The following is a 24,524-nucleotide window of genomic DNA, read 5'->3' as shown; positions in this document are numbered from 1 at the left end:
TGGCATTGCTGCCATACCTGTCGTCAGAGCCGGTGATCCTCGCTGATCACGCGGTGGAGTCGCCGTGGGTCGCCCGGGCCGTCTCGAGATGGTCGAGCAGGCGTACCCGGATGTCCTCGGCGACGGCGGCGAGCGCACGACGCGAGCGGGGGTTCGCCGGCACCTCCACCTCGAACGGCTTGCCGTACACCACCCGCACCCGCACCGACCGGCGTGGCCAGCGCGCGCCCTTGGGCAGCGCCGCGGCGGTGTTGAGGCAGGCCACCGGAAGCACCCGACAGCGCCCGTGGACCGCCAGGTAGGCGATGCCGTGCTGGACGGCGGCCATCTCGCCGCTGCCGCGGGTGCCTTCGGGGAACACCCCGATCGCGCCGCCGCGGGACAACTCGTCGAGCGCGGTGTGCAGGGCATCCCGGTCAGGCCGACCGCGGTCGATCGGGATCTGCCCGCTGAAGCGGAGCAGCCGACCAGCGATGCCAGTGTACATCTCGGACTTCACCAGACACCGCACGGTCCGTGGTGCCTCGATCACGACGAGCGGCCCGTCCAGCCAGCTGCTGTGGTTACCGGCGAAGATCAGCGGCTCGCCGTGCGGAACGTTCTCCACACCCTCCAGGCTGACCCGCATGACCAGCCGGTTGAGTACCGCCCGCACGCCGGGCTTGAGCAGCCGGTGCGGCCGGTCGCTGTAGACCGGCGACGCCGCCCCCCGGTGCGCCGCCGAGGCGGTGGGGGACGCGGTAGCGACGGCGGGTGTCGGCTCGGGGGTGGCCAGGGGGTCGGCGGTCATGACGCGACGTTGGTTGGCTGACCTGCACCGGACGGCTCGGCCGCACCGGTGGGCTGGGTGCAGTGGCGCAGCACCTCCTCGACCACTTCGGGGACGCCCATCGCCGTCGAGTCGAGCACGATCGCGCCGTCGGGGACGGCCAGCGGGTCGGCGGCGCGGGTGCTGTCGAGGACGTCGCGCCGGTCGAGCTCGGCCAGGGTGCGGGCGACGTCGTCCACCCCCTTCTCGCCCAGCTGGCGGGACCGGCGCAGGGCGCGGACCTCGGTGGACGCGGTCAGGAACACCTTGATGGCGGCGTCCGGCACGACCACGGAGCCGATGTCACGGCCCTCGACGACGATGCCACCGCCGGGACCGGCCGCCTCGATGATCTGACGCTGCTGGGCGACGAGCCGCCCGCGCACGGCGGGCACGGCGGCGATCGCACTGACCGCGTTGGTGACCGCCCGGGTGCGGATCTCGGCGTCGACCCGGGTGCCGTCGACGGCGATCGTCGGGGCATCGGGATCGATCCCGACCGAGATCACCGCCCGCTCGGCGAGTTCGCCGACGGCGGCCGCGTCCTCGATGTCGATGCGCTGCTCCAGCGCCAGCTGGGTGAGCGCGCGGTACATCGCACCGGTGTCGAGATAGCGCAGACCGAGGCGGCGCGCGAGCTCGCGGGCCACGGTGCTCTTACCCGAACCGCCGGGGCCGTCGACCGCGACGACCAGCCCCTGCCCGTGCGATGTGGTCGCTGCCTGCCCCGCGTCGTCGGCGCTCGCGCCGGTCGACAACGAAGACCCGTGGTCGGGCTCCACCCGATTCCTCCGTCCGGATACGTGCGGATCATCGGGTCGCGTCCGTCGCGTGCGACCCGGATCAGGCTACTCGGTACCGCTTCACGATCGTCGGTATGCCGTCCAACCGGTATCGGTCAACCGACGGACCACCTCGTCGGTGACCGCCGGATCGACGGCGAGCTCGACGATGCCGGCGGGGGCGTCCAGGCTGTGCTCGAAGGGGCCCACATCCTCGATGTTGACGCCCCAGTCGCTGATCAGGCCGACGATCGCGGCGAGCTGGCCGGGCCGGTCGTCGAGCACGACTCCCACCCAGCCCCACTCGCGCACGGTGGCACCGGCCTTGCGGGGCAGCCGTGCGCGCCCCGCATGCCCGTCCTGCATCAGTCGGGTGATGGCGGTGGCGACCTGCGCCGCATCACCCGTCTCGAGGACGTCGGCGAGGGCGACGAGCGCGCCGCCGAGGGTCCGCACCCGCTGCCCGATCGGCTCCCGGTTGCCCTCGATGATGCCGGCCCACAGCGCCGCGTCGCTGTCGGCAAGCCGGGTGGTGTCCCGGAAACCCTGGCCGGCCAGCGGCACGTCGTGCGCGTCCAGCCCGCGCAGCGCCCCGGCGAGCACGCTCGCGACCAGCTGCGGGACGTGGGAGACCGTGGCCATCGCCTCGTCGTGACGCCCCGGGGTGGTACGCACCGGCGTCGCCCCGCAGGCCAGCGCCACCGCGATGGTGGCCGACAGCGCGGCCTCGACGGTCTGCGGCAGCGGGCACACCGCCCAGACCCGCTCGGCGAACAGGTCGGCCCGGGCGGAGACGGCGCCATGGCGTTCCCGCCCGGCGATGGGATGCGCCGGGCACCACGACGACAGGTCGCCCCCCAACCGCGCCCCGTCATCGACGGGACGGGCCTTCACACTGCCGGCGTCACTGACAGTGTCGGCCAGGCCGCCCACCACCAGCCCGTGAACCTCCCGGGCGATCGTGGGCAGCGGGGTGGCGACCACGGCGTGCTCGACCCGCTCCCCCGCCCACCGCCGCCCGGCCCCCATCTTCTCGGCGATGGTGACCTGGGCGTCGTCGGCGTCCCGCAGCAGCACCTCGACGCCCTGGGCGGACAGCGCCAGGCCGATGCTGGTGCCGATCAGGCCGGTGCCGACGATCCCGACCCGGCGTGGCATCCCGTCCCCCGCGGCGGCAGCAGCGGCGGTCACGCCAGTGGCTGCGGCTGCGGCGGACGGGGCGTGGTTACTCAAAGGCCGACGTCGCGGTAGAGCGCGCCGATCTCCCCGCGACTGAGGTGCCGCGGCCGACCGGCGCGCAGCGTCCCGAGCGTGACCGGACCGAGCTGGGTGCGGACCAGGCGGTGCACCGGATAGCCGACGGCCTCGAGCATCCGGCGCACGATGCGCTTGCGTCCCTCGTGGATGATGACCTCGAGCATGACCCGCCCGTTGGCGTTGTCGATGACCCGCACCGAGTCCGCCCGGGCCGGCCCGTCCTCCAGCTCGATGCCGATCTGCAGCGTGCGCGGCACCTCCCGGCGCATCGGCCCGGACACCTCGACCAGGTAGGTCTTGGCCACCTCGAAGGACGGGTGGGTCAGCCGGTGGGCGAGCTCACCGTCGTTGGTGACCAGTAGCAGGCCCTCGCTGTCGGCGTCGAGCCGCCCGACGTGGAACAGCCCGGGCCCGAACTCGGTGAGCAGGTCGGCGACGGTCGGCCGGCCACGGTCGTCCGACATGGTGCTGAGCACCCCGCGCGGTTTGTTCAGCGCCAGATGGACGAGCCCGCTGCGGGTGACGACCCGCGCACCGTCCACCTCGATGATGGCGGTCTCGGGGTCGACGCGGCGCCCCTGCTCGCGCACCACTTTTCCGTCGACGCGGACGCGACCCTCGTCGATCATCTCCTCGCTGGCCCGCCGCGATCCGACCCCGGCTGCCGCCAGGACCTTCTGCAGGCGGATGCCCTCGGAGGCCGCATCGCCCCGCCGGGCTCGGCTGTCGCCCGTGACCGGCTCTTCTCGACGAGCGGGGACGTCCCGACGAGCGGGGACGTCCCGACGAGCCGCACCGTCCCGGTGCGCGGGGACGTCCCGGTAGGCCGGCGCGTCCCGACGAGCGGGGTTGTCGCCGCGGACAGGGACCGCGCGGCGCGCGGGAGCGTCCCGACGGGGCGGAACGTCCCGGCGAGCTGAGGGATCTCGGCGAACGGAGCCGTCGCTGCGGGTGGCCGGATCCCGACGCGCGGGAGCGTCTCGGCGAGGTGCCGCGTCCCGCCCGGCCGGAGCGTCTCTGCGGGCTGGGGCCTCCCGGCGGCTTGGAGCGTCCCGACCCGCGGGAGCGTTCCGACCCGCGGAAGCGTCCCGACGAGGCGCCGCGCCCCGACGGTCTGGGGCGTCCCGACGGTCTGGGGCGTCCCGGCGAGGTGCCACGTCCCGGCGGGCCGGCGCATCCCGGCGAGCTGCGGCATCCCGGCGAGCGGGGCCATCCCCCCGCACAGGGGCATCCCGACGCGCAGGAGCATCCCGACGCGCAGGAGCATCCCGACGCGCAGGGCCGTCTCCCCGCGTGGGTGCGTCCCGGCGGGCAGGAGCATCCCGGCGGGCGGGCGCGTTCTGCCGGCGCGAAGCTGGGTTTTCACGGCTGGAACCGGCGCGTTCACGGCGGGTACCAGGGTTTTCAGGGTGCGACAAGGTCATCCAGATCGTCGAGTCCTGGCAGCAGGGGGGCCAGCGGGGGCAGCTCCTCGAGGCTGCGCAGGCCCATCCGTTCCAGGAAGTAGTCGGTCGTGCCGTAGAGGATCGCACCCGTCTCCGGGTCGTGCCCCACCTCCTCGACCAGCCTACGGGCGGTCAGGGTACGGATGACGCCGTCGGCGGAGACTCCGCGCACCGCGGAGATCCGGCCACGGCTTACCGGCTGCTGGTAGGCGACGACGGCGAGGGTTTCCAGCGCGGCCTGGCTCAGCCGCGCCGACTGGCCGGCGAGCACGAAACCCTCCACCCAGGGCGCGCACTCGTCGGCGGTGTAGAACCGCCAGCCGGTCCCGACGTGACGCAGCCGAAAGCCGCGGCCGTCGTCCACGTAGGACTCGGCGAGCCTGGGCAACAGCCGTTCGATCTCCCTGGCGGAGGCGCCGAGCCCGGTGGCGAGCTCGGCTACGCCGACCGGCTGTTCGGCGACCATCAGCACCGCCTCCAGCAGGGCGGCCAACGGTGGCCGCTCCCCCCGCGGCACCGGCGTCGGCTGGGACGGAGTCGGCAGCGGCGGCACGGCGGCGGTCTCCTGCGGAGGTTGCGGCTGCGTCACGAGGCCTCCTGTCGCGCGATGTCGTCGGCATCGGGGTACGGTCCGTCGTCTCCGTACGAGGCGTCGTCCCCGTACAGGCCGCGTCCGACGGCGTGCAGGTCGGCGGCCGGGTCGTCGGTGGCGATCCAGCGCACGATCAGCTCTCCCAGGGGGACCTCCTGGTCGAAGGACACCCGGCCCTCCCGGAACAGCTCGAGCAGCGCGAGGAAGCGCGCGACGACCTCGATCGTCTGGCGGCAGCCGGCGCACAGGGTGCGAAAGTCCGCGCCGCCGAGTTCCCGCAGCAGTCCGATGATAGCGATCATGTGTTCGCGGACGCTGACCCGGGGCAGGTGGACGTGGTCCGTCGCGACCAGCGGCGGCAGCGGCGGCTCACGCAGTCGGGCGGCCATCGCCGCGAGCTCGCTCGGGCCGATGCCGATCTGTACCTCGGGCAGCGCGTCGGCGTAGCGGGACTCCAGTGCCACCGCCCGCGGAACATGGCGGGACTCCAGGGCCATCAGACCGGCGAACAGGGCTGCCGCCTCCTTGTACGCCCGGTACTGCAGCAGCCGGGCGAACAGCAGGTCACGGGCCTCGAGCAGGGCGAGGTCCTCCGCCTCGTCCTCGGACAGCGCCCCAGGCAGCAGCCGGGCGGCCTTGAGATCGAGCAGGGTCGCGGCGATGACCAGAAACTCGGTGGCCTGGCCGAGGTCGAACCGGTCACCCAGGCGGCGCAGATGTGCGACGAACTCGTCGGTGACCTGGGACAGGGCCACCTCGGTGACGTCCAGGCGGTGCTTGGCGATGAGGGAGAGCAACAGGTCGAACGGCCCGGAGAAGTTGGCGAGTTCGACGACGAACGGCTCCGGCTGCCCGCCGCGCGCCGTCATCGCCGGCCTCGCACCCGAGGTGCCGGCAGGCTCACCCGCGGACGCGTCGTCGGCGCCCGTGTCCTGCGTGGCAGCTCGGGAACGGGTCATACGGCCACGCTACGCCTGGCCCTGCCGGCATGATCGCCCGACTCCGGTGGGCGTCTGACCGGGCTGCGCACACCGTCCGACCTGGTGCGCAGCGCGGCCGACCCGGGCGCGCACCGCCGTCCGGACAGGTGCGCACCTCCCTCCGGACAGGCGCACGCTGCCGCAGAGCCGGGTATGCGGTGTCACCGAGCGGAGTACGCGGTGTCACCGAGCGGGGTACGCCGCGGCGGCGGACCGTCAGAGCAGATGCAGGCCGATGAGCGAGCCGAGGCCGCGCAGCAGCGGGGCGACGAGCTGACCGACGACCGAGGGGAACCCGACGAACAGCGCCGGCAGCAACAGCAGCGCCAGCAGGATCACCAGGCCGATGTTGCCCTCGGTAAGCCGGTGGTGGGCGTTACGCCAGCCTTCGGAGGTGCCACCGAGCAGAAACACCAGCCGGCCGGCGTCCGTCGGCGGGACGGGAATGAGGCTGACGATGAACATCGACGCGAACGTGACCGCAAGCCAGAGGGTGAACTCCGCGCCGAAACCGTTCACCACGGTCACCTCGGTGACCCGATCGCCGAGGTCGATGGACGCCCGGTCGCCGAGCAGGCCGAACAGGGCCAGGGAGCCGAGGGCGAGCAGCAGGTACGCGAGCGGCCCGGCGAGGACCGCGGCGGCCACGTGGAAACGGCGCCGGCGCCAGACGTCGTTCATCGGCACCGACTCGGCCCAGCCGTGGCCGACGATGAACACGGCCAGGCCGCTGAACGGGGACAGCCGCTCCTTCACCCTGGTGGTGGTCAGCCGGCCGGCCCGCATCGGGGTCGGGTCCCGCACCAGCCGGGCCGCGAGTACCTGGGCGGCATCGTGCACGAACACGCCGATCACGAAGGCCACGATGATGCCGAGCAGGACCGCCGGTTCGGCGAGATGGAACAGCACGGTGTCACCTTTTCACGTACGTCCCCGGGCAGTACGCCCCGGCGTCCGACTCGGCCGGCTCGACCGTCGGCGGACGGGCTCAGCCGACGGCCGGACGGGCTCGGCCGACTCAGCCGACGGCGGGCGGCGTGTGGTGGCGGACCATCAGCTCGCGAGCCAGCCGCCGGTAGCCGGCAGCGCCGACCGAGGTCGGGGCATAGGTGGTGATCGGCTCGCCGGCGACGGTGGTCTCCGGGAAGCGCACCGTCCGGTTGATCACCGTGTGGAACACCTCGGCCGGGAAGCGTTCGACCACCCGGGCGAGCACCTCGCGGGCGTGCAGGGTGCGCGCGTCGTACATGGTGGCGAGGATGCCGGCGACCTCCAGCCGCGAGTTGAGCCGCTCGCGGACCTTGTCGATGGTCTGTAGCAGCAGCGCCACCCCGCGCAGTGCGAAGTACTCGCATTCCAGCGGCACGATCACGGCGTCGGCGGCGGTGAGCGCGTTGACGGTGAGCAGACCCAGCGAGGGCTGGCAGTCGACCAGGATGACGTCGTACTCGTCGAGGACGGGGGCGAGTGCGCGGGCCAGTGAGTGCTCCCGGCCTACCTCGGTGACGAGCAGCACCTCGGCGGCTGACAGGTCTATGTTGCTCGGCAGCAGGTCAAGCCCCTCGACCTGGGTCTCGACGATGACCTCGCGGACGTCGCCGGTCCCGCCGAGCAGCAGGTCGTGCACGGTCAGTTCGAACTGCATCGGGTTGATCCCGAGCCCGACCGACAGCGCCCCCTGCGGATCGAAGTCGACGAGCAGGACGCGCCGGCCGTACTCGGCCAGCGCCGCGCCGAGATTGATCGTGCTCGTGGTCTTGCCGACCCCGCCCTTCTGGTTACACATGGCGACGATCCAGGCCGGACCGTGAGCGGTCAGCGGAGCCGGGACCGGGAAGGACGGCAGCGGCCGACCGGTCGGGCCAGGCTCGCCGACCCCGTCGTCCAGGTGCTCGCCGCCGGTCTCGAGCTTTCCCTCCTCGGACAGTCGGGGATCACCGACAGTCACTTCGCCATAGGACAGGCGGATGGGCGGATCGACGGAGGGGGCGTCGGCGGAAGGGACCACGGAGGGGTTGCTCCTTCTACAAAGAGCAGAAACGGACCGGTAGGAGCGTACCGACCCTGACCCGTTCCGGGCGTTCCCGGGTGGTCGTAAAGCGGCGTGTCGCGTGATGGGCGGCGTGTGCACGTTGCCACGGGCACGTGCGGCGAAACCCTAATCAGGTACCCGGTGTAACGAGTGGGATGCGATCTGACCTGCATGTCCCGATGTCACCGCCGGTGAGCACCGGCGTCGGCCCGGCCGCGCCGACGCCCGCCGCCCCGCCCGCCGTGCGACCTTCGGGCCGCAACGGTCCGCACCCTTTGGTGGGTTCGGCGATGGCCCGGAAGCGGCAGTCCGCCCGCCTGCGCGGCCGTTGTCGCGCTCGGACGTCCGGCCGGGCGTCCAAGCGGCCCGTGGTCGCGCGCCGTAACGGTCGTCGAGGCACGGGCGGCAGGTCGGCCACCGCGGAGCTACCCCGTTCGGGGGCCACCGGAACACGCTCACCGCGCGGAGATGCATACCAGCCCGGCCTGGTACCGCAAGCCACCGATGCGACGGATACGGTCGGGCCACGGAGACCGTCGCCGGAGGGCCGCCCGGCCGGCCGACCGGGCGGCCGACCGGGCGGACACACCGCGCCGCGGATCGCCGGCCGCCCGCACCGGGCGGGCAGCTCCGCGTTCGGGTCGGAGTCAGGTTCGGGGTGAGGAGCGGGCGGCATGACCGGCAGTGCGAATCTCCGGGTGGACCGGGTCATCACTCGTGGCGGGTTCACTCTGGACGGCCAGACCTTCATGGTCGACAACAACGTCTGGCTGATCGGCGACGATCACGAGGTTCTCGTCGTCGACGCGGCCCATGATCCATCCGTGATCGCCGCCGCGGTGGGCGGTCGCACTGTCACCGGCATCGTCGCCACCCACGGTCACAACGACCACATCAACGCGGCCGCCGAACTTGCCGACCTCGTCCGGGCCCCGATCGCACTGCACCCCGCGGATCTCGAACTGTGGCGGATGGTCTATCCACACCGCGCCCCCGACCGGGAGCTGGCCGACAACCAGATCCTGACCCTGCCCGGCGGCGGCGTCCTGCAGGTGCTGCACACCCCCGGTCACTCGCCCGGCGGGATCTGCCTCTACGGCCAGCTGCAGAACAGCCCCGTGCTGTTCAGCGGCGACACTCTCTTCCGCGGCGGCCCCGGCGCCACCGGACGGTCCTTCTCCGACTTCCCGACCATCCTTGCCTCGATCCGCAGTCGCCTGCTGACCCTGCCGGCCGCGACGATCGTCCACACCGGCCACGGCGATGACACCACCATCGGCGAGGAGGCCCTCGATGCCGACGAGTGGGCCCGCCGCGGCCACTGACGGCCGGGTCCGGCCCGGACAGCCACCGGCCCGGCCTGGAGGTCGAGCCATCTGGTCGCGGCCTCGGCGGCGGCCGACCACGGCGTCGGCGTCAGAGCCGACCGGCGGTGTGATGGCGGTCGTTGTGGTGATGGGAGCTGCCTGATCCGCGGGCGGCCCACAGCGGCGCCACGACCAGCACCAGACCGACGGCAACCCCGACCTGCAGAACGTGGCGGATCCAGTCGATTCCGCCAGTGTGACGCACCCCGATCGCACTGGCGATGAGGTTGCCGACGAGCGCACCGACGATACCGATCACAACCGTCAGCCACACCGGGATGTCCTGGCGTCCCCGCACGATCAGACGTGCCAGCACACCGATCACCACACCAGCGATGACTATCCAGATGGCTTGGAACATCCTGCACCCCCAGGTAGAGATCCTCCCTGTTTTCTCTCCGCCAGTGCCCGCTCACAAACCCGGCCCCGGCCCGGTGGCCGGTGCCGGTCACGGGCCGTGGCCTGCGGCTGCCGGAGGAGGGTTGGGTGGAGGAGGATCGGGGCTGATCAGCGGCTTTCGGCAGCGCTGTCCGGGAGCGTGTCGGGGTCGACGGCGAGCAGATTGACGGCGGTGATGCCCGTCCGTGTCGTGCCGATGATGTGGACGCGGAAGTAGCCGTGCAGCCGGTAGAAGCCCCGGGAGGAGTCGAAGGTGGCGCCACGGCCAGCCATGTCGCTCAGCCGATAGGTGGTTCCGGTGCAGCCCAGGGCGGCATCTGGTCCAGGGACCTGACCGAGGGTGAGCCCGTCGCAGGAGTCGTAAAGGGTGAAGTTCGGCACCGACTCGCCGCCGAGATCCGGTCCGGGGAAGAAGGCCTGGCCGTTGCCGTCGGTCGGGGCGAGCAGGTCCAGCAGGACGACCTCGGCCTCGTGGTCCCCCACGAACGCGACGAAGGACTGCCCGGCGGCGAGCTGGCCGACCGCGCCACGAAACGCCGGCACGTCGTTGCGCGTGGGAAGCGGCGCATCGGTGGGCGACGACGAACCGTTGGCCGAGGTGAACCCGCTGGCCAGCGCCGCGCCACTGGCCGCCGGCCCGGTCAGGCGCGTCCCGACCCTCGGGTACGGAACGGAGCCGGCCATGTCCGGGGAGACCATCCGGACCACGGGCGTCGGTGCCGAACGGCCCGCCCCACCGGAACCCTCGCCGTCGGACCCGCTGGAAGCGTGGGCCGCCCCCAGCGCCGCGACCGTGGCGATCGCGGCTGCCAGCGCCGCGACCATGGCATTGCGCCGAGGATGACGCCCCGACTGCGCTGCGGACGATCGACCTGGCGACGCCCCGCCGACCCGCACAAGCGCGCCGCCGCCGGCACCGGCACCGGCACCGACACCGACACCGACATTGCCTGCATCGACGCCGATCTGAGCCACGACCAACCGCTCCCGCGCCCACGCCGGCCCCGCTGGCACCGCTGGCACCGCTGGCACCGCGCCCGCGTCTGTCAGGCTCGGGCTGGCGTTGACGTGGACGTCCTCACCGGCATCGCGATCATCGTCGTGGGCACCCGCCCCATGGGCACCGCCCGCAGGGAAACCGTCGCCAGCGACGTTGTCGTCATGGGCGCCGTCCCCACGGGCGCCGTCCCCAGCCGGTCCGTCGTCGATGGCATGCGCGTCGCGCGCCTCATGCCTGTCGTGGACCTCATGACGGAGGTCGAGATCCTGGTCTGCGTTCCGCCGACGGTCCGCTTCGTGGTCCGGATCGACCTTGCCGGCCTGGACGTCCTCGGCACCGGAGTGGAGGGCCGGGAGGCCACCGGCAGACTCCTCCTGACCAGGCGCACCAGCCTGGCTGGTCTGCTCGGGCGCTCCGTCCGGGACAGCCGCGACACCGGGCAACCGAGCTGCGGCTCGCCTCAGACGACCAGGCGCGGGCAGCATGTCCTGCCCCCCGACCTGGTCACTCACCTCGGTCTGGTGATCCACGCCAGCTCGGTCGACGGCGTCCGGATGCTCCGCGCCTTCCCAGGCGGCCTGGACCGAGGCGCCGGCCATGGCCGCGGCCATGGCGGTAGCCCGGCCGGCCCTGGCCGACGGCCCGGCGGGCAGCTCCAGAGCACGCCGCTGGTTGGGCACCTCGGCATCCCGGGCCGCACCGCCGTTGCCGTCAGCACCGCCCTTGCCGTCAGCAATGCCGTTGTCGTCAGCACCGGCATTGTCGTGAGCACCGCCGTTGCCGTCAGCACCGCCATTGCCGTCAGCACCGCCATTGCCGTCAGCACCGGCATCGTCGTCAGCACCACCGTCCCAGGCAGCAGCGTTACCCTGGGCACCTCGGCCGTCACGAACGGCATCGCCATCACGAACGGTGGCGTCGTCTCGTCGGCGCGGCGAGGGCGGGCCACCGAGGGTGTGCCAGGGGCTGAGTGCCTGCGGGTCGAGCAGGCCGGTGACGTTGTCGGACGCCGCGGCTCCTGCACCGTCTGCGCCGGCGTCGCCGTCGGTCCGGCCACGGCGGGCGGCGTCGCGGCCGGAGGGGCTGCGACGCGAGGAGCGACCGCGGCGACCGGTGCCGGTGCGCCAGCCCGCCGGGGAGCCGGTCACACCAGGGGCTACCGGTGCCGGCGGGACCGGTGGCGCGCCCACGCCCGTCGATCCGGCCCCGGGCAGCTGGCCCGGCTGGAGCCGTCCATGGGCGATGCCGGAGGGGAAGGCGTCACTTTCGGGCGCGGTGAAACCGCCGGGACCCCAGGCCCGCAGCCGGCGGGCGGCCCGTCCGGAGGGACGGGCCGACTCGGGACGGCGTTCGCGGAACGCGTCCATGCTCACCGACGGTCGCGGCAATGGCAGGCCGGCCAACGTCTGGCTGTCGTGGAAGTCGATGTCGCGCAGGCTGTCGCCCTGCGACGAGCCGGATCCGGAGAACCCGGAGGAGCCGGACGGGGTCCGCGCCGCGACGGCCAGCAACTCCGCCGGGTCGACCGACGGAATGTCCCAGGCCTCGTCCAGCAGCCGTCGGGTGGCGGCGGCCGGGTCGTCGCTGCGTCCGATCAGGTCGCGCAGCAGGGCGGCGGCGGTGGGTCGGGCGGAAGGATCCTTCGCCAGCGCCGAACGCACGACCCGTCGCAGCCGGCCGGGAACGTTGCCGGTGTCGGCCTCGCTGTGCACGACCCGGTAGAGCAGGGCATCCGCCCGCCCGGTGCCGAACGGCGGACGGCCGGTCGCCGCGTACAGCACGGTGAGGCCCCAGGCGAACACGTCCGCGGCCGGACCGACCTCGCCGTGTCCGGTGACCTGCTCGGGCGCCATGTAGCCGGGGCTGCCGAGCAGGACTCCGGTGCGGGTGGCGGCGGTGGCGTCGACGGCGGCGGCGATGCCGAAGTCGATCACCTTGGGACCGTCGCCGCTGAGGATGACATTGCCGGGCTTGAGGTCCCGGTGGACGATCCCGGCACCGTGGATCGCGGTGAGAGCCTCGGCCAGGCCTGCGGCCAGGGCAACGACGACCGGAGTCGCCATCGCACCCTTGGTCGCGATCGCCTCGGCGAGACTCTGGCCGCCGATCAGTTCGGTGGCCATCCACGGGTCGTCGGCGTCGGGGTCGGCATCGACGAGCCGGGCAGTGCAGGCGCCACCGACCGCGCGGGCCGCCTCGATCTCCCGGCGGAAGCGGGAGCGGAACTCCGGGTCGGCGGCGAAGTCCGACCGGATGACCTTGATGGCCACCGCCTGCCCGGTGCTGTCATCGGATCCGAGGAACACCACGCCCATGCCGCCGGAACCCAGACGCGCCTTCAGCGCGAACCGGGCGATCTGCTGGGGGTCTCCCGCGCGCAGCGACCTCGGCGGCACGTCGACCTCCTCATGTCGTCGGTGTCCACGGCCTTGCCGGCTGTGGCTCCGGCCTTACCCGGTATGCCCGGTATGCCCGGTTCGGCAACCTGTGTGCGGGGCCGAAGGTCCCCACACCGGTCGCCGCACCGTGTTCTGCGTTCACCATGGCGCCGCAACCTGTGGTCCGGTTGTGAACCTGACCTGCGCAACCCGTGAAACCTGCGCCAGCCACCAGAGCCGTGCGGCCCGGATGGGCTACCCGATCCGGGCGGGGTGTGCCAACCCACCGGGCATGCCCGGATGGACGGCTTCCCGCACCGGATGAGGGACTTTCGGTCCCGGCGCGCCCACCGCCCAGGGGCCGCGGACGGCCCCATCAGACGGATCGGTTCGCTGCGGCGTCACAAATTGGACTGTACCGATGGAACCGCAGCTACCCGGCCATTCGGCTCTCGGAGGACACACCTATCGGTTACCCCAACCGGCCAGTGATCTCGGTGATCTGGGGGCCGTTCTGCACAAACGCGTCGAAGAGGTGACGGAAATAGCGGCGGCGGCGCCCGTTGGACGCCGCCGCCGAAGTGCCCTGTGCGCTCAGTTCAGCTGCGGGCTCCGCCGGCCTCGAACCAGAATGAAACGATCCACGAGTTCACCCTGGCCGCCGTCCGGCCCGGTCCCGCGCTGGGCCGGAACCGCTGTCGCCCGTACGGTTTCCCGGGCCCCCGCAGGGCCTGGGACGGCTGCCGCCGCCGGTGCAGCCGCGCAGGCAGGCGGACTCTGCACCGTTCGCACCACCTGCCCCTCGGCAGTGACGCAGGACGCGCCCGAATGGATGATGACATGCCGCACCGGGGATCGACCCAGTCGGCGAATGGCGCGTGTTTCCGCCATGAAACCCCTCCCAGATCAGGATGCCTTTTAAGGCCAACATGACCACACAAAAACGACAGGGACCCAACCGAATTTCTTTGCCACGAATCGGTTGGTGCGCCTGCCAGCCACCCGCACGCGCCGTTGGAACGCCTGGGCGAATATCGCCCGGCCACGGCGCTCGTCCCGGCCAACCGGGCGGCCACGAACATTACGACCAGCTATAGCCGCACCCCGCGGGACCACCTGCGATGACCCCCGCCCCGACCACCCGCCGCCACCACACCACGCAACCATCTCGCCCCTCGCCTCCAGCACCGCCGGCCCGGCCGTCCGACCGCCTCCCGACCGTCCGACCGCCCCCCGACAGCCCGCCCGTCCCCGGCAGCCCCAGCCGCCCCCCGACAGCCCCACCCGTCCCCGGCAGCCCCACCGTCCCCGACCCGGCGAGTGCGTTGTCCATGAATGTTCCCGGTTGTGGTCCGGTGCTGGCGGGGTGACTGCGGGCGCCCCATCCGCGGCGGTAGGCAGCTACCGGCCACCGGCCACCGGTCACCGGCACCCACCTACTCATGTCACACATCGTGACCACATTGGCTCCACGGGTCGAGACAATCCCGGGCGTGTCGATCTTTGTGGTCCTTCTACAGGGTTCAAGGCGGAATTTTGTCCGTTTCATCCCAGTAGAAGGACCCATCCGCCTGACCAGGCCGCCGACATCGACGACGGTCCGTGACTGCGGCGACGTCGACCGTTCGGACCAACCCAACGGAGCGACGTGATACCGGATGGCGCCCGGAAACACCGGAAAGCACCAATGGATGGCGGCGCCCCGGCCAGCCAGCCACAGACCTGGGACGGCCACCAGCACAGGCGAGATCGTGCCCCACGACCCGCTGCAGACCGTAGCGAACGCGGGCCGCGGCCCGGCCCGGCATACGCAGCCGGTGCATGCAGCCGGTGCGTGCTGTCGGTGTGCGCTGTCGGTGTGCGCTGTCGGCCGCGGAGAGGGGTGGAACCTGCGCGATCAGCCCCGGGCGGCGCGGCGGAGCTGGCGGAGCTCGCGGCGTAGTCGGATCTGCGGGATCACGCCGACGAGCAGGCCGACGACCAGCCCGGCACCGGCGGAGGCGGCAAGCGCCCCGGCGACCGACATCCGCCGGGTCGTCCCGAACAGCCAGATGCTTACCTGGGCGTCGTTCTGGACCACGAACACGACGACCAGGATCGCGATGATCGCCACCAGCACGGTGATCGCATAGGTGGTGTACCCGACCCCCCGCCGCGCCGGCCGCCCCCCGGCCGGACCACCCGGCACCTGGCCCAGCCCGCCAGCGACGGGCGGACTGCCGGGCAGCGCTCCGGTACCAGGCCCCGTGGCACCGGGCTGGCTCGGCTGACCCGCCGCCGGGTAGGCCGCGGTCGAGGGCGTCGGCGCCGGAATCTGCCCGGTCGCCGGTGGTGTGCCTGCGCCGGTGGCCGGCGCGGTCTGCGCCGGTCGGGTGTAGTCCATCCGCTTACCCGGCTGCTCAGGTCCCACCATCGTCCCGCCCCATTGTGTGCGTGGGCCCGCGCGTCGCCTGTCCGGCTGCGCCCGTACCGTCCACCCCTGTGCCCTGGAAGTCTAGGCCGCCGGGTGCCCTATGCTGAACAACGCGGACGAGGTGGTCGGACGGCCGCGTCGGTGTCGGGGCTCACCCCGGTGCCGCCGAGGAAAGTCCGGGCTCCGCAGGGCAGGGCGGTGGGTAACACCCACCCGGGGTAACCCGCGGGACAGTGCCACAGAAAACAGACCGCCGGAGCCGGTAACGGCCCCGGTAAGGGTGAAACGGTGCGGTAAGAGCGCACCAGCGCCCAGGGTGACCTGGGCGGCTCGGTAAACCCCGCCCGGAGCAAGGTCAACAAGGTTCGCGGCCGGCAACGGCCACGGGCCGCGCAGGTGTCTGAGGGCTGCCCGCCCGAGCCTGCGGGTAGACCGCTTGAGGCCGCCGGCAACGGCGGCCCTAGAGAGATGGCCGTCACCGGGGCGCCGTAAGGCTCCCCGGCCACAGAACCCGGCTTACAGGCCACCTCGTCCGCTCCATGGCCGCCGACCTGCGGCGACATCCCGAGCGGTCGGCGCTTCCCCAGCCCGGCCGAAGAAGCCGGAGCGCGCAGCCGGCCGCCGTCGGTTGAACACGTTCAACCCACGGCTTACGGTAAGAAAATCCTGTCGACCGGAGGAGCTCGGCGTGACCGTGAGGGGAACGGACGGCCACGACGCCGTCAGCGGGTCGGGCACAGTGGGCAGCGCTGCGGCCGGCCGGTGCGCTGCCGATGACCCGGTTACCGCCCAGGGCGGCACTGGCGGCGGCGGCGCGACCCGGGCACTGATTCTGGACGCGGCCCTGGCATCGTTTCGGGAGCGCGGATATGACCGGACGACCATGCGCGGGATCGCCCAGTCGGCCCACGTCTCACTGGGAAACGCCTACTATTACTTCGATTCGAAGGAAGTGCTTGTCCAGGAGTTCTACGCCACCATCCAGGACGGGCATCGACGGCGGGCTGCCGAGGCCCTACAGCACTCCGTGTTTGCCGACCGGCTCCGCGGGGTGCTCCACGCCGGTATCGACGAGATGGCGCCCTACCATGCCTTCGCCGGATCGTTCCTCAAGACGGCGATCTTGCCATCGTCGCCGGCCAGTCCGTTCAGCGGGGAATCCACCGCTGCCCGCGAGGCCGCCATCGGCCTTTTTCGGGAGGTGGTCGAGGGATCCGCCGGAGGAATCAGCGAAGCGCTGGCCCGGGATCTACCGGAGCTTCTCTGGCTCGCCTATCTCGGTATCACGCTGTTCTGGGTCGGCGACCGGTCACCCGACCAGATACGCACCCGCCGGCTGGTCGATACGACCAGCCGGCTGATCAGCCGGCTCCTGCCGTTGAGCCGGATTCCGGGGCTTCGCTCGGTGACCGCCGATATCCACGCCCTGCTGGTCGAGATGCGGCAACCCATGCCCCAGGCGACACAGGCACGCGGAAGCCGGACGCGATGAAGGTCGTCATTCCCGGCGGTACCGGGCATCTCGGCCTTCTGCTCGCGCACGCACTGGACCGCGCCGGGAACGAGGTGGTCGTCCTGAGCCGACGGGCGGACGCCCGCATACCCGGGGCGCGGGTGGTCTGGTGGGACGGCCGCAACGCAGGAACGTGGCTGGCGGAGATCGACGGTGCCGACGCCGTGCTCAATCTGGCCGGGCGAAGCGTGAACTGCCGTTACTCCAAACGTCACCTGCGGGAGATGCTGGATTCGCGGGTGGATTCGGCCACGGTCGTGGGTACGGCGATCACCCAGGCCGCCCGCCCGCCGGCGGTCTGGCTCCAGATGAGTACCGCCACGATCTACGCGCACAGCGTCGACCGGGCCAACGACGAGGCGACCGGCATTCTCGGAGGCTCGGAGGACGGCGTTCCCGCCTACTGGGCCCACAGCGTGAAGATCGCACGGGACTGGGAACGCGCACAGGCCGATGCGCAGACCCCGAGCACACGGAAAGTCGCACTGCGAACGAGCATCGTGATGGCTTCCGGCGCGGGCGGCGCCTTCGAGATGATGATGCGCCTGACCCGGTGCGGTCTCGGCGGGCCGATCGCCGGGGGGCGGCAGTACATGTCCTGGATTCACGGTGTCGACCTGGTGCGGGCGATCGAGTTTCTGCTGCACCGCGGCGATGTGGACGGCCCGGTGAATCTCGCGTCACCGAACCCGCTGCCGTACCGGGAGTTCATGGCGGTGCTGCGCCGAGCAGCCGGCGTACGGGGCGGCCTGCCCGCCACGGCCTGGATGGCCGAAGTCGGCGCGTTCGCCCTGCGCACCGACACCGAGCTGCTCCTCAAGAGCCGCCGGGTGGTACCCGGGCGATTGCTGGACGCGGGCTTCACCTTCGACTTTCCCGACTGGCCGGAGGCAGCTCGCGATCTTGTCATCCGGCGTCGAAGCCGCGACTGACACCACTGGCCACGCCGGTAGCGATGCCACACCGCCCTGATGGCACCGGGCCGCCCACGCTCGGTCCGTCCCAGTGGGCCGCGACAGGAGACCACTCGCAGCCACCCGCCCTGGCCCTCATCTGACGTCCGCGCGCAACTAGCGTCCGCGTGGTACGTGGTCGGGCAAAGTACGGGGGCGCACATGGAAGTGGGTCCGGTCCAGGTCCGTCCGCAAACGGACGATGTTCCCGCTCGGCGGGAGACCTACCAGGGCACAGGTGCACTATGCATGAAATCAGCAGGCGACGGTTCTTCCGGCTGTCCGCAGACGTGGGAACGGCGCTTCCCGCCGGCCTGCTGCTGCTGCGGGGCATCGGCATGATCCCGTCCCAGGACGTTCTTGGGCACGTCGAATCCCGCATCGGTCAGCTCACCGCCGGTTACGAACGGAACCCGATCGGCGCGACCGCGCTGTACCTGCGGCGGCATCAACCGGTGGTGCGCGCGATGCTGGTCGAGGGCGGACATCCCACCGCCGTCGATGCTCGCCTGCACCGGGCCGCCGGCCGGCTGGCCGCGCTGTGGGCCACCACGCGTCACGACGTCGGCGACACCACGTGCGCCCGGGTCTCGTTCGCCGAGGCCTTCGAGCACGCGGACCTGGCCCGGGACCGACCGCTGCAGGCCTGGGTGCGACTGTGGCAGTCGTCGCTCGCCCGCAAGGCCGGTCGCCTCGACGATGCGCTGCAGCTGGCCCGGGACGCCTCGACCCACGTCGGGCCACGGGCACCGGTGGCCGGCCGGGCGGCCGCGATCGAGGCCCGGGTGCTGGCCGCGATGGGTGATCGGCCCGGTGTGCACCTGGCGATCGACCGGGCCTGGCGGGTCGAGGGCACGCTCAACGCAGAGCAGCAGGGCGTTCCGGGCTTCTCGATCGACACGTTGAACCCGCTCACGCTCGCGGAGCTGTCGGCAGCCGCCTACGTGGAACTCGGTGCGACCAGTGCCGCCCGGGTCTACACCGATGCCGCCCTGCACCGCCTCGACCAGGCCGGGGCGACCGGGCTACGGTCGATGGCCCGGATCGCCGCCGCCACCGCCGAGCTGCACCAGGGTGACGTCGACCGGGCCGAGGCCCTGGTCATCGAGGCCCTGGACATCTCCGCCCACCGGCCCAACGCGGTGATGACCCGCCGGGCAAGACGTTTTCTGGTCGACGCCCGCTGCCGCGTCGGCCACCATCGCGGGATGACCGGCATTGCCACCCGCCTCGACACCTGGGACCGCCCCGCCGTCCCCGCCTGACGCCGTCACCCCCGACCTGCGCACCCGCGCTGACACCGGCCCCTCCCTCGTTCTGATCGACCTCCCCGCCTCCACCATGCCTTCTGAGAGCCGTATCGCAACGACCAGCGCGCCACAAACTCAGGCAGATCTCATCGGCGCGGTTTGTCCGCATCGAAAGCAAGCATTCTTCGCTGCTGGTCGGCCTCCTCGAACCGACCCAGAAGATCCAGAACGAGTATCAGAATAAACGGGCGTCGATTTTTCCCGAATGGGTGGCTCCTCGGGTGGTCGCTGCAAGCCAGCCCGCTACAGGGACGTGGCGGCCGGTTCGCTGGTTGGCGGGGGGCCGGCGGGATCGACGCTGCCGGTCGGGTCGGCGGGCGTGGCGGGGTGGTCGGTGGCGGGGTGGTCGGTGGCGGGACGGATGACGATGGTGCCGTTCTGGGTGCGGGCGCGGACCTCGGTCTTGTCCTCGGCCGAGGAGGGGCCGCTGCGCGGTGGCAGCAGGGTGCGGACCTCGCCGTTCTTGCTGAACGCGTCCACCCAGGCGGCCAGACCCGCGCGGATGCCGACCTCGACGTCGCCGGTTCCGGTGGCGAGGTCGACCCGCCCGCCGGCCACCTCCCCGACCCGCAGGTTGCCCCATGCGGTGCGGACGGTGACGTTCGCGGCCGCGTGGTCGACGGCGACATCGCCGCCGGCGGTGGCCACCACCAGGTCGCCCCCGGCCGTTCCGATGACGACCGGGCCGGTCGCGGCCTTGACGGTTGCCGCGCCCCGGATCTCGTCGATGTGCACCGAGCTTCGCCCGCTGCGCACCACGACATCTCCGTTCACACAGCCGATCCGCAGGTCACCGTCGGCGAGGTTCACCTGCACCTCGTCCGTCCGGTCCAGGTCGACGAAACCGGTGGCACCGTTCAGCCGGCAGGTACCAAGAATTCCCCGGGCACGAATGTCGGTGTTGGCGGTCCTCGTCACCAGACTGGACCGGTTCGGTACCTCGACCGTCACGCCGACCGGGCCACGGTTGCCGGCACGTCCACCCGTGGGTTTCGTCGACCTGATCTCCAGCTTGTTACCGGTGAAATTGACCCGGACCCGTCCCGACGCCGTTCCCGGTCCGTCCGACTCGACCTGCACGACGGTGTCCTGACGGTCACTGGCAATGATCTGCACCTGACCGTCCCCCAGCTTCAGGTCGACGGTAATGGGTTCGGGCGTACTGAATGTGTCCATACGAACTCCTCCTCGTTCACGCTTGTCCGGTCAGCTTTTCGAGGTCTTCCGCACGATGCCCGCCGGGACTACGGGCCGACTCCGGGGTCAGCCGACCCAGCCGACAAAGCGTCCGCCGCCACCCGGGTCGCGGCGTGCTCGGCGCCGGCCGGCATCCGGCTCGGTGCCGGGGTCGGCGAGAGCCGCGCTGACCACTCGGACGAGCCAGGCGTTGACCGACAGCCCCTCCTGCGCGGCGGCGGCCTCGATGCGCAGCTTCAGCTGCTCCGGTGGCCGGAAGTTGATGCGTGACACGGCGCCGTCCCGGCCGTCCGCGAACTCCGCCGGCATCGGCGGCAAGCCCACCGACGACGCCCCCGCACCCCCCGCGCTCCCGGTGGCCACGCCCGACCGACCCGGTCGAACCCAGGTCGCCGACGCATCTCGCCACTGCGGCCCGTCGTGCTCGTCATAGCCGCTGGGCCCGTTTCGGACCTGCGGGCTGCTCGGTTCGTCCTGCTCGCCCGGCGCGCTCCCACCTCCCGCCGACGCGCCCGTGACAGGAGGGCCCCCCTGGCCGTGGCGCTGGCCGCCGGGGGGCTCCGGCGGGGTCACGACGAAGTACGGGTTGCGCCCGCGCAACCGGATCTCCACCGAGCCGGGGGCGAGGTCGCGGGTGACCTCGTCGGCGGCGGCGGACAGCACCTCGAGCAACGTGAGCCGGGACGCCGAGGCCACCGCGGCCGTCAACCGCTCGGCCAGCGCCCGGGCCTCCCCCGAGTCCGCCGCCGCCAGCAGCTCGCTCCGGAGGTTCTCCACATACGGCGTGAGGTCCATGACCGTCAGTCTGGCGCCATAATGGCGCCATGTCAACGCCGACTATGACGCCATTGTGGCCCAACCATGCGCTACCTTGGCGCTATACAGAGGCCCAATCAGGCACCACCTTGGCGCCACGACTAACGGGTCACCCTGACTGTGGTCACTCAGCCCGATCTCCGTCGTGCCCAGCGACCACAGCTCGCACCCGGACCGCAACCGCCCCCTGAGCCACAGGAAACGGCGTATCCGTAGCGCATCGGATACGGATCCTGCTGCCGGCTCGTTCCTGCAACGCGGCGCCACTGCTCAACCGTGGTCACGTTCCATGACGCCACTACGGGGGCTGCGGGTGTGCAGGGTGCACCCGGGTCGCCGCGGGGGTGCCCGTGTCCGATATGCCCCCTCATGGCGACCCGGGTGGACGGATCTTGTCCTGGAGCTCGTCGCGGGGCGTGGTGGCGGCGGGAGCAATGGCGCCGCCCGTGTGGAGAAGATCCGCTTTGACTACGGCGAGCGCAACGGCTGCCGAGCGGGTTCACGGCGATCGACGATGGCGTCGAGCTCCTCGGCGATGTGGTCATCCGGGGGCATGGTGCCGCACGTCCAGACGGCAGACCCGACTACCCCCGCCCGCCACCGGTCGCCACTCGCCAGAGCGGCGGCTACTCGCCAGCGGTGGTGAGATGCGCGACGTGGTGGGTGTCGTTGAAGCCGCGCAGGACGGCGGGGCCGTCGGAGTACCAGTCGATGGTGGTCAGTGCGACGAGATCGAGGTGCAGGCGGTACAGGACGCCGGGTTCGGCACCGAGGGCGAGCTGGGTGAGGCCCTTGATCGGGGTGACGTGCGAGACGATCAGCACCCGGGCGCCGGCATGCTCGGCGAGCAGGCGGTCGCGGACCCGACCGACACGGGCGACCGTGTCGAGCAGGCTCTCCCCGCCGGGCGGCGCGACGGCGGGGTCGGCGAGCCAGGCGTCCAGGTCGTCCGGGAAACGTTCGCGGACCTCGGCGAAGGTCATGCCCTCCCAGGCCCCGAAGCTGGACTCGCGCAGGTCATCCTCGACGGTGTAGTCGCGACCGAGGGCCTCGGCGGTCTGACGGGCGCGCTTGAGCGGGGAACTGAGGATGAGATCGAACGGCTCGTCACGCAGCCGGCGGGCGGCGGCGGCGGCCTGTTCGAGGCCGAGGTCGGTCAGTGCTGCCTCGACGGTGCCGGAGAAGCGCTTCTCCGCCGACAGCGGGGTCTGGCCGTGGCGCAGCAGGACGGTGACGGTCGGCGGGGCGGGTGGGGCCATCCAGCCGGAGAGACGGTTGGTGGTGGGGGCGCGGTGCGGCTCCGGGTCGGGTGACTGGGGTACGGACGGCTCCCAGCTGCGCCCGGCGGCGGCCGCGTCCATCGCCTCGTTGGCGAGCCGATCGGCGTCGGCGTTGCGGGCGCGGGGGATCCAGCTGTAGCGGACCGCGGCGAAGCCGCGGGCGAGTTCGGTCGCCTCCGCGGCGAGCGGACGCATCGACGGGTGCTTGATCTTCCAGCGACCGCTCATCTGCTCGACGACGAGCTTCGAGTCCATGCGGACCTCGAGGGTGACGGTTGCGGTGGCATCCGAGGCAAGGTCGGCGGCGGCCCGCAGGCCCGCGATCAAGCCGGAGTACTCGGCGACGTTGTTCGTCGCCGTCCCGATCGCGGCGGCGCGTTCGGCGAGGACGCGGCCGCTGGCGCCGTCGCGGACGACGGCGCCGTAGCCGGCCGGACCCGGGTTGCCGCGGGACCCGCCGTCAGCCTCGATGATCAGCGTGCGCTCGGTGCCCATCCGCGTCTCCCCTCACACCCTGCCCCCGCTGCAAGCCTGCCACCGCCACCCCGGTGCACAACCCCCACCCCCGCCACGGCCCTGCGGCGTCATGCCGGCCTTGGCCCACAGCGTCAAGCACGCCTGGCCCACCGCGTCGTCCTAGCCCACCGGGTCGCACTGCCCACCGGGTCGCACTGGCCAGGCCGGCGGCGTCGTGCCGGTTACAGGCCGGACTCGGCGGTACGGATCAGGATGCGCTGGCATTCCTCGCACCGCACCACGTCATCGGCGGCCGCGGCGGCGACCTCACGCAGGTCTCCCCCGGACAGTTCCAGGTGGCAGCCCTGGCAGCGCCGCCGCAGCAGGGCCGCCGCGCCGACTCCGCCGGAGGACGCCCGGATCCGCTCATACAGGGTGACCAGCGGGACGGGCAGGGACGGGGCGAGCGCGCCGCGCCTGTCACGCAGGCGGGCCGCCTCGGCGTCGATCTCACCGAAGGCCTTGTCCCGGGCGGTGCTCGCCACGTCGATCTCGGCGCGCACGTCGGCCTCGCGGCGCTCCAGCTCGGCGAGGCGGCTGTCCAGGCCCTCCACCGCCTCCATCCGCTCGAGGGCCTCGTCCTCGAGCACGCCCTGGCGGCGGGCGAGCGAGGCCACCTCGGACTGGAGGTTCTCCAGCTCACGGGCGTTGGAGATGGCGCCGGAGCCGAGCCGCTCGGTGTCGCGCGCGGCCCGGGTGCGGACCAGCTCGATCTCGTCCTCCAGCCGACGCTGGGCGCGGGTCACATCACCGAGTTCGGTGCGGACCCCGACCAGATCGTCGCTGATCGCGTCCAGATCGGCGGTGCGTGCGGTGATGACCTCGAGTTCGGGCAGCGTGCGGCGGCGCGCAGCCAGCCGGTCGATGCCGGAGTCGAGCGCCTGCAGCTCAAGCAGGCGGAGCTGGGTTGCTGGGTCGGCCTTCATGGACTCCTCACCGGTGTGCCCTCGGGATGCGGCGCGCCCTCGCCGACGCGACCGGCTGCGACACCGCCGGTACCGCGGCCCGGCCGGCCGACCGGCGGGACGGACTAGCGGGACGCAACGTGCAGGCGCCAGGGATCGGTCACGAGAGTGGACACCGTCGTACTCACCGTACGTCCCCGGGCCGCGAGACCGGCCGTCAACCGGGCCGCGGCCTGCTCCAGCCACGGCCATTCGCTGGCCCAGTGCGCCACATCCACGATGACGACCGGATGGGCGCCGACCGCGTCGAGCACGTGATGGTGGCGACCGTCCGCCGTGACCAACACGTCCGCACCGGCGGCCCGGGCCGCGCCGACCAGTTCGCCGCCGGACCCACCGCAGACGGCCACCCGCCGCACGGGGGTGTCCGCGGGTCCGGTCGCGCGCACTCCTGCGGCCGTGGCAGGCAGGGCGCGGGCGATGCGGGCGCAGAACGCCCCGAGCGGCTCGGGCTCCGCCAGCTCGCCGATCCGCCCGAGCCCGCGGCACACCGCCGGACCGGGATCGCCGCCGTCCGCGGC

The 24,524-nt window shown here is 72.3% G+C and carries 21 protein-coding genes and 1 other RNA gene; 5 read left to right on the top strand and 17 right to left on the bottom strand.

What is annotated here, in order from left to right; genetic code table 11:
- Positions 1-46 precede the first annotated feature (46 nt).
- The 9 genes from ND747_RS20330 to ND747_RS20290 all read right to left on the bottom strand — a co-directional run bounded on the left by ND747_RS20330 (position 47) and on the right by ND747_RS20290 (position 7,872).
- Positions 47-790, bottom strand: coding sequence for a 1-acyl-sn-glycerol-3-phosphate acyltransferase (locus ND747_RS20330; protein ID WP_251735446.1), 744 nt, complete (start codon positions 788-790; stop codon positions 47-49).
- Positions 787-1,566, bottom strand: coding sequence for a (d)CMP kinase (gene cmk, locus ND747_RS20325; protein ID WP_251735485.1), 780 nt, complete (start codon positions 1,564-1,566; stop codon positions 787-789). The genes ND747_RS20330 and cmk overlap by 4 nt, the downstream gene beginning before the upstream one ends.
- Before the next feature lie 105 nt (positions 1,567-1,671).
- Complete coding sequence (locus tag ND747_RS20320; RefSeq protein WP_251735484.1) at positions 1,672-2,748, bottom strand: prephenate dehydrogenase; 1,077 nt, start codon at positions 2,746-2,748, stop codon at positions 1,672-1,674.
- A gap of 71 nt (positions 2,749-2,819) precedes the next feature.
- Positions 2,820-3,536 carry a pseudouridine synthase gene (locus tag ND747_RS20315; protein ID WP_374216283.1) on the bottom strand — a complete coding sequence of 239 codons (717 nt, stop codon included), beginning with the start codon at positions 3,534-3,536 and terminating at the stop codon, positions 2,820-2,822.
- Entirely contained in the window at positions 3,473-4,213 is a 741-nt protein-coding gene (locus ND747_RS20310) for a hypothetical protein (protein WP_251735442.1), read from the bottom strand. The genes ND747_RS20315 and ND747_RS20310 overlap by 64 nt, the downstream gene beginning before the upstream one ends.
- A 38-nt stretch (positions 4,214-4,251) precedes the next feature.
- On the bottom strand, positions 4,252-4,845 hold the full coding sequence (scpB, locus tag ND747_RS20305) for an SMC-Scp complex subunit ScpB (protein ID WP_374216282.1): 594 nt from the start codon (positions 4,843-4,845) through the stop codon (positions 4,252-4,254).
- A 32-nt stretch (positions 4,846-4,877) separates the two neighbouring features.
- Positions 4,878-5,843, bottom strand: a complete 966-nt coding sequence (locus ND747_RS20300; RefSeq protein ID WP_251735441.1) for a ScpA family protein — start codon at positions 5,841-5,843, stop codon at positions 4,878-4,880.
- A gap of 237 nt (positions 5,844-6,080) precedes the next feature.
- A complete protein-coding gene (locus tag ND747_RS20295) occupies positions 6,081-6,773 on the bottom strand; it encodes a Zn-dependent membrane protease (RefSeq protein WP_251735440.1) in 693 nt (230 codons plus the stop codon).
- A 109-nt stretch (positions 6,774-6,882) separates the two neighbouring features.
- Entirely contained in the window at positions 6,883-7,872 is a 990-nt protein-coding gene (locus ND747_RS20290) for an AAA family ATPase (protein ID WP_308204666.1), read from the bottom strand.
- 698 nt (positions 7,873-8,570) lie between these two features.
- Here ND747_RS20290 and ND747_RS20285 point away from each other — a divergent pair.
- Positions 8,571-9,221 (top strand): MBL fold metallo-hydrolase, encoded by a 651-nt coding sequence (locus tag ND747_RS20285; RefSeq protein ID WP_251735439.1) that lies wholly within the window; start codon positions 8,571-8,573, stop codon positions 9,219-9,221.
- Positions 9,222-9,312: 91 nt separating this feature from the next.
- On the opposite strand, the gene ND747_RS20280 is transcribed toward ND747_RS20285, so the two are convergent.
- The 3 genes from ND747_RS20280 to ND747_RS20270 all read right to left on the bottom strand — a co-directional run bounded on the left by ND747_RS20280 (position 9,313) and on the right by ND747_RS20270 (position 15,453).
- Positions 9,313-9,624, bottom strand: a complete 312-nt coding sequence (locus ND747_RS20280) for a GlsB/YeaQ/YmgE family stress response membrane protein (RefSeq protein ID WP_251735437.1) — start codon at positions 9,622-9,624, stop codon at positions 9,313-9,315.
- A gap of 146 nt (positions 9,625-9,770) precedes the next feature.
- Positions 9,771-13,058, bottom strand: coding sequence for a serine/threonine-protein kinase (locus ND747_RS20275; protein WP_251735436.1), 3,288 nt, complete (start codon positions 13,056-13,058; stop codon positions 9,771-9,773).
- A 1,879-nt stretch (positions 13,059-14,937) separates the two neighbouring features.
- Positions 14,938-15,453, bottom strand: a complete 516-nt coding sequence (locus ND747_RS20270) for a lipopolysaccharide assembly protein LapA domain-containing protein (protein WP_251735434.1) — start codon at positions 15,451-15,453, stop codon at positions 14,938-14,940.
- A gap of 117 nt (positions 15,454-15,570) precedes the next feature.
- Between ND747_RS20270 and rnpB the strand changes: the two genes are divergently transcribed.
- The 4 genes from rnpB to ND747_RS20250 all read left to right on the top strand — a co-directional run bounded on the left by rnpB (position 15,571) and on the right by ND747_RS20250 (position 19,184).
- Positions 15,571-15,988: RNase P RNA component class A (gene rnpB, locus ND747_RS20265), an RNA gene on the top strand.
- A gap of 153 nt (positions 15,989-16,141) precedes the next feature.
- Positions 16,142-16,945 (top strand): TetR family transcriptional regulator, encoded by an 804-nt coding sequence (locus tag ND747_RS20260; protein ID WP_251735432.1) that lies wholly within the window; start codon positions 16,142-16,144, stop codon positions 16,943-16,945.
- Positions 16,942-17,898 (top strand): TIGR01777 family oxidoreductase, encoded by a 957-nt coding sequence (locus ND747_RS20255; RefSeq protein WP_251735430.1) that lies wholly within the window; start codon positions 16,942-16,944, stop codon positions 17,896-17,898. Before ND747_RS20260 ends, ND747_RS20255 begins: the two co-directional genes overlap by 4 nt.
- A gap of 266 nt (positions 17,899-18,164) precedes the next feature.
- Positions 18,165-19,184 (top strand): hypothetical protein, encoded by a 1,020-nt coding sequence (locus ND747_RS20250; protein ID WP_251735428.1) that lies wholly within the window; start codon positions 18,165-18,167, stop codon positions 19,182-19,184.
- A gap of 288 nt (positions 19,185-19,472) precedes the next feature.
- On the opposite strand, the gene ND747_RS20245 is transcribed toward ND747_RS20250, so the two are convergent.
- The 5 genes from ND747_RS20245 to ND747_RS20225 form a co-directional block, all read right to left on the bottom strand.
- A complete protein-coding gene (locus ND747_RS20245) occupies positions 19,473-20,405 on the bottom strand; it encodes a DUF4097 family beta strand repeat-containing protein (RefSeq protein WP_251735427.1) in 933 nt (310 codons plus the stop codon).
- 87 nt (positions 20,406-20,492) lie between these two features.
- Positions 20,493-21,221, bottom strand: a complete 729-nt coding sequence (locus tag ND747_RS20240; protein WP_251735426.1) for a hypothetical protein — start codon at positions 21,219-21,221, stop codon at positions 20,493-20,495.
- A gap of 647 nt (positions 21,222-21,868) precedes the next feature.
- A complete protein-coding gene (locus ND747_RS20235) occupies positions 21,869-23,017 on the bottom strand; it encodes a bifunctional RNase H/acid phosphatase (protein ID WP_251735425.1) in 1,149 nt (382 codons plus the stop codon).
- A gap of 203 nt (positions 23,018-23,220) precedes the next feature.
- A complete protein-coding gene (locus ND747_RS20230; RefSeq protein WP_251735423.1) occupies positions 23,221-23,964 on the bottom strand; it encodes a zinc ribbon domain-containing protein in 744 nt (247 codons plus the stop codon).
- Between the two features lie 104 nt (positions 23,965-24,068).
- A partial coding sequence (locus ND747_RS20225) for a Nif3-like dinuclear metal center hexameric protein (protein ID WP_251735421.1) occupies positions 24,069-24,524 on the bottom strand: 456 nt, incomplete at its 5' end.

This window comes from Frankia sp. R82 (genome assembly GCF_023716925.1).
In the GTDB taxonomy this organism is placed as follows: Bacteria; Actinomycetota; Actinomycetes; order Frankiales; family Frankiaceae; genus Frankia.
The sequence above is the reverse complement of the archived record's forward strand: the minus strand, read 5'-3'. Positions and strand labels throughout refer to the sequence as shown.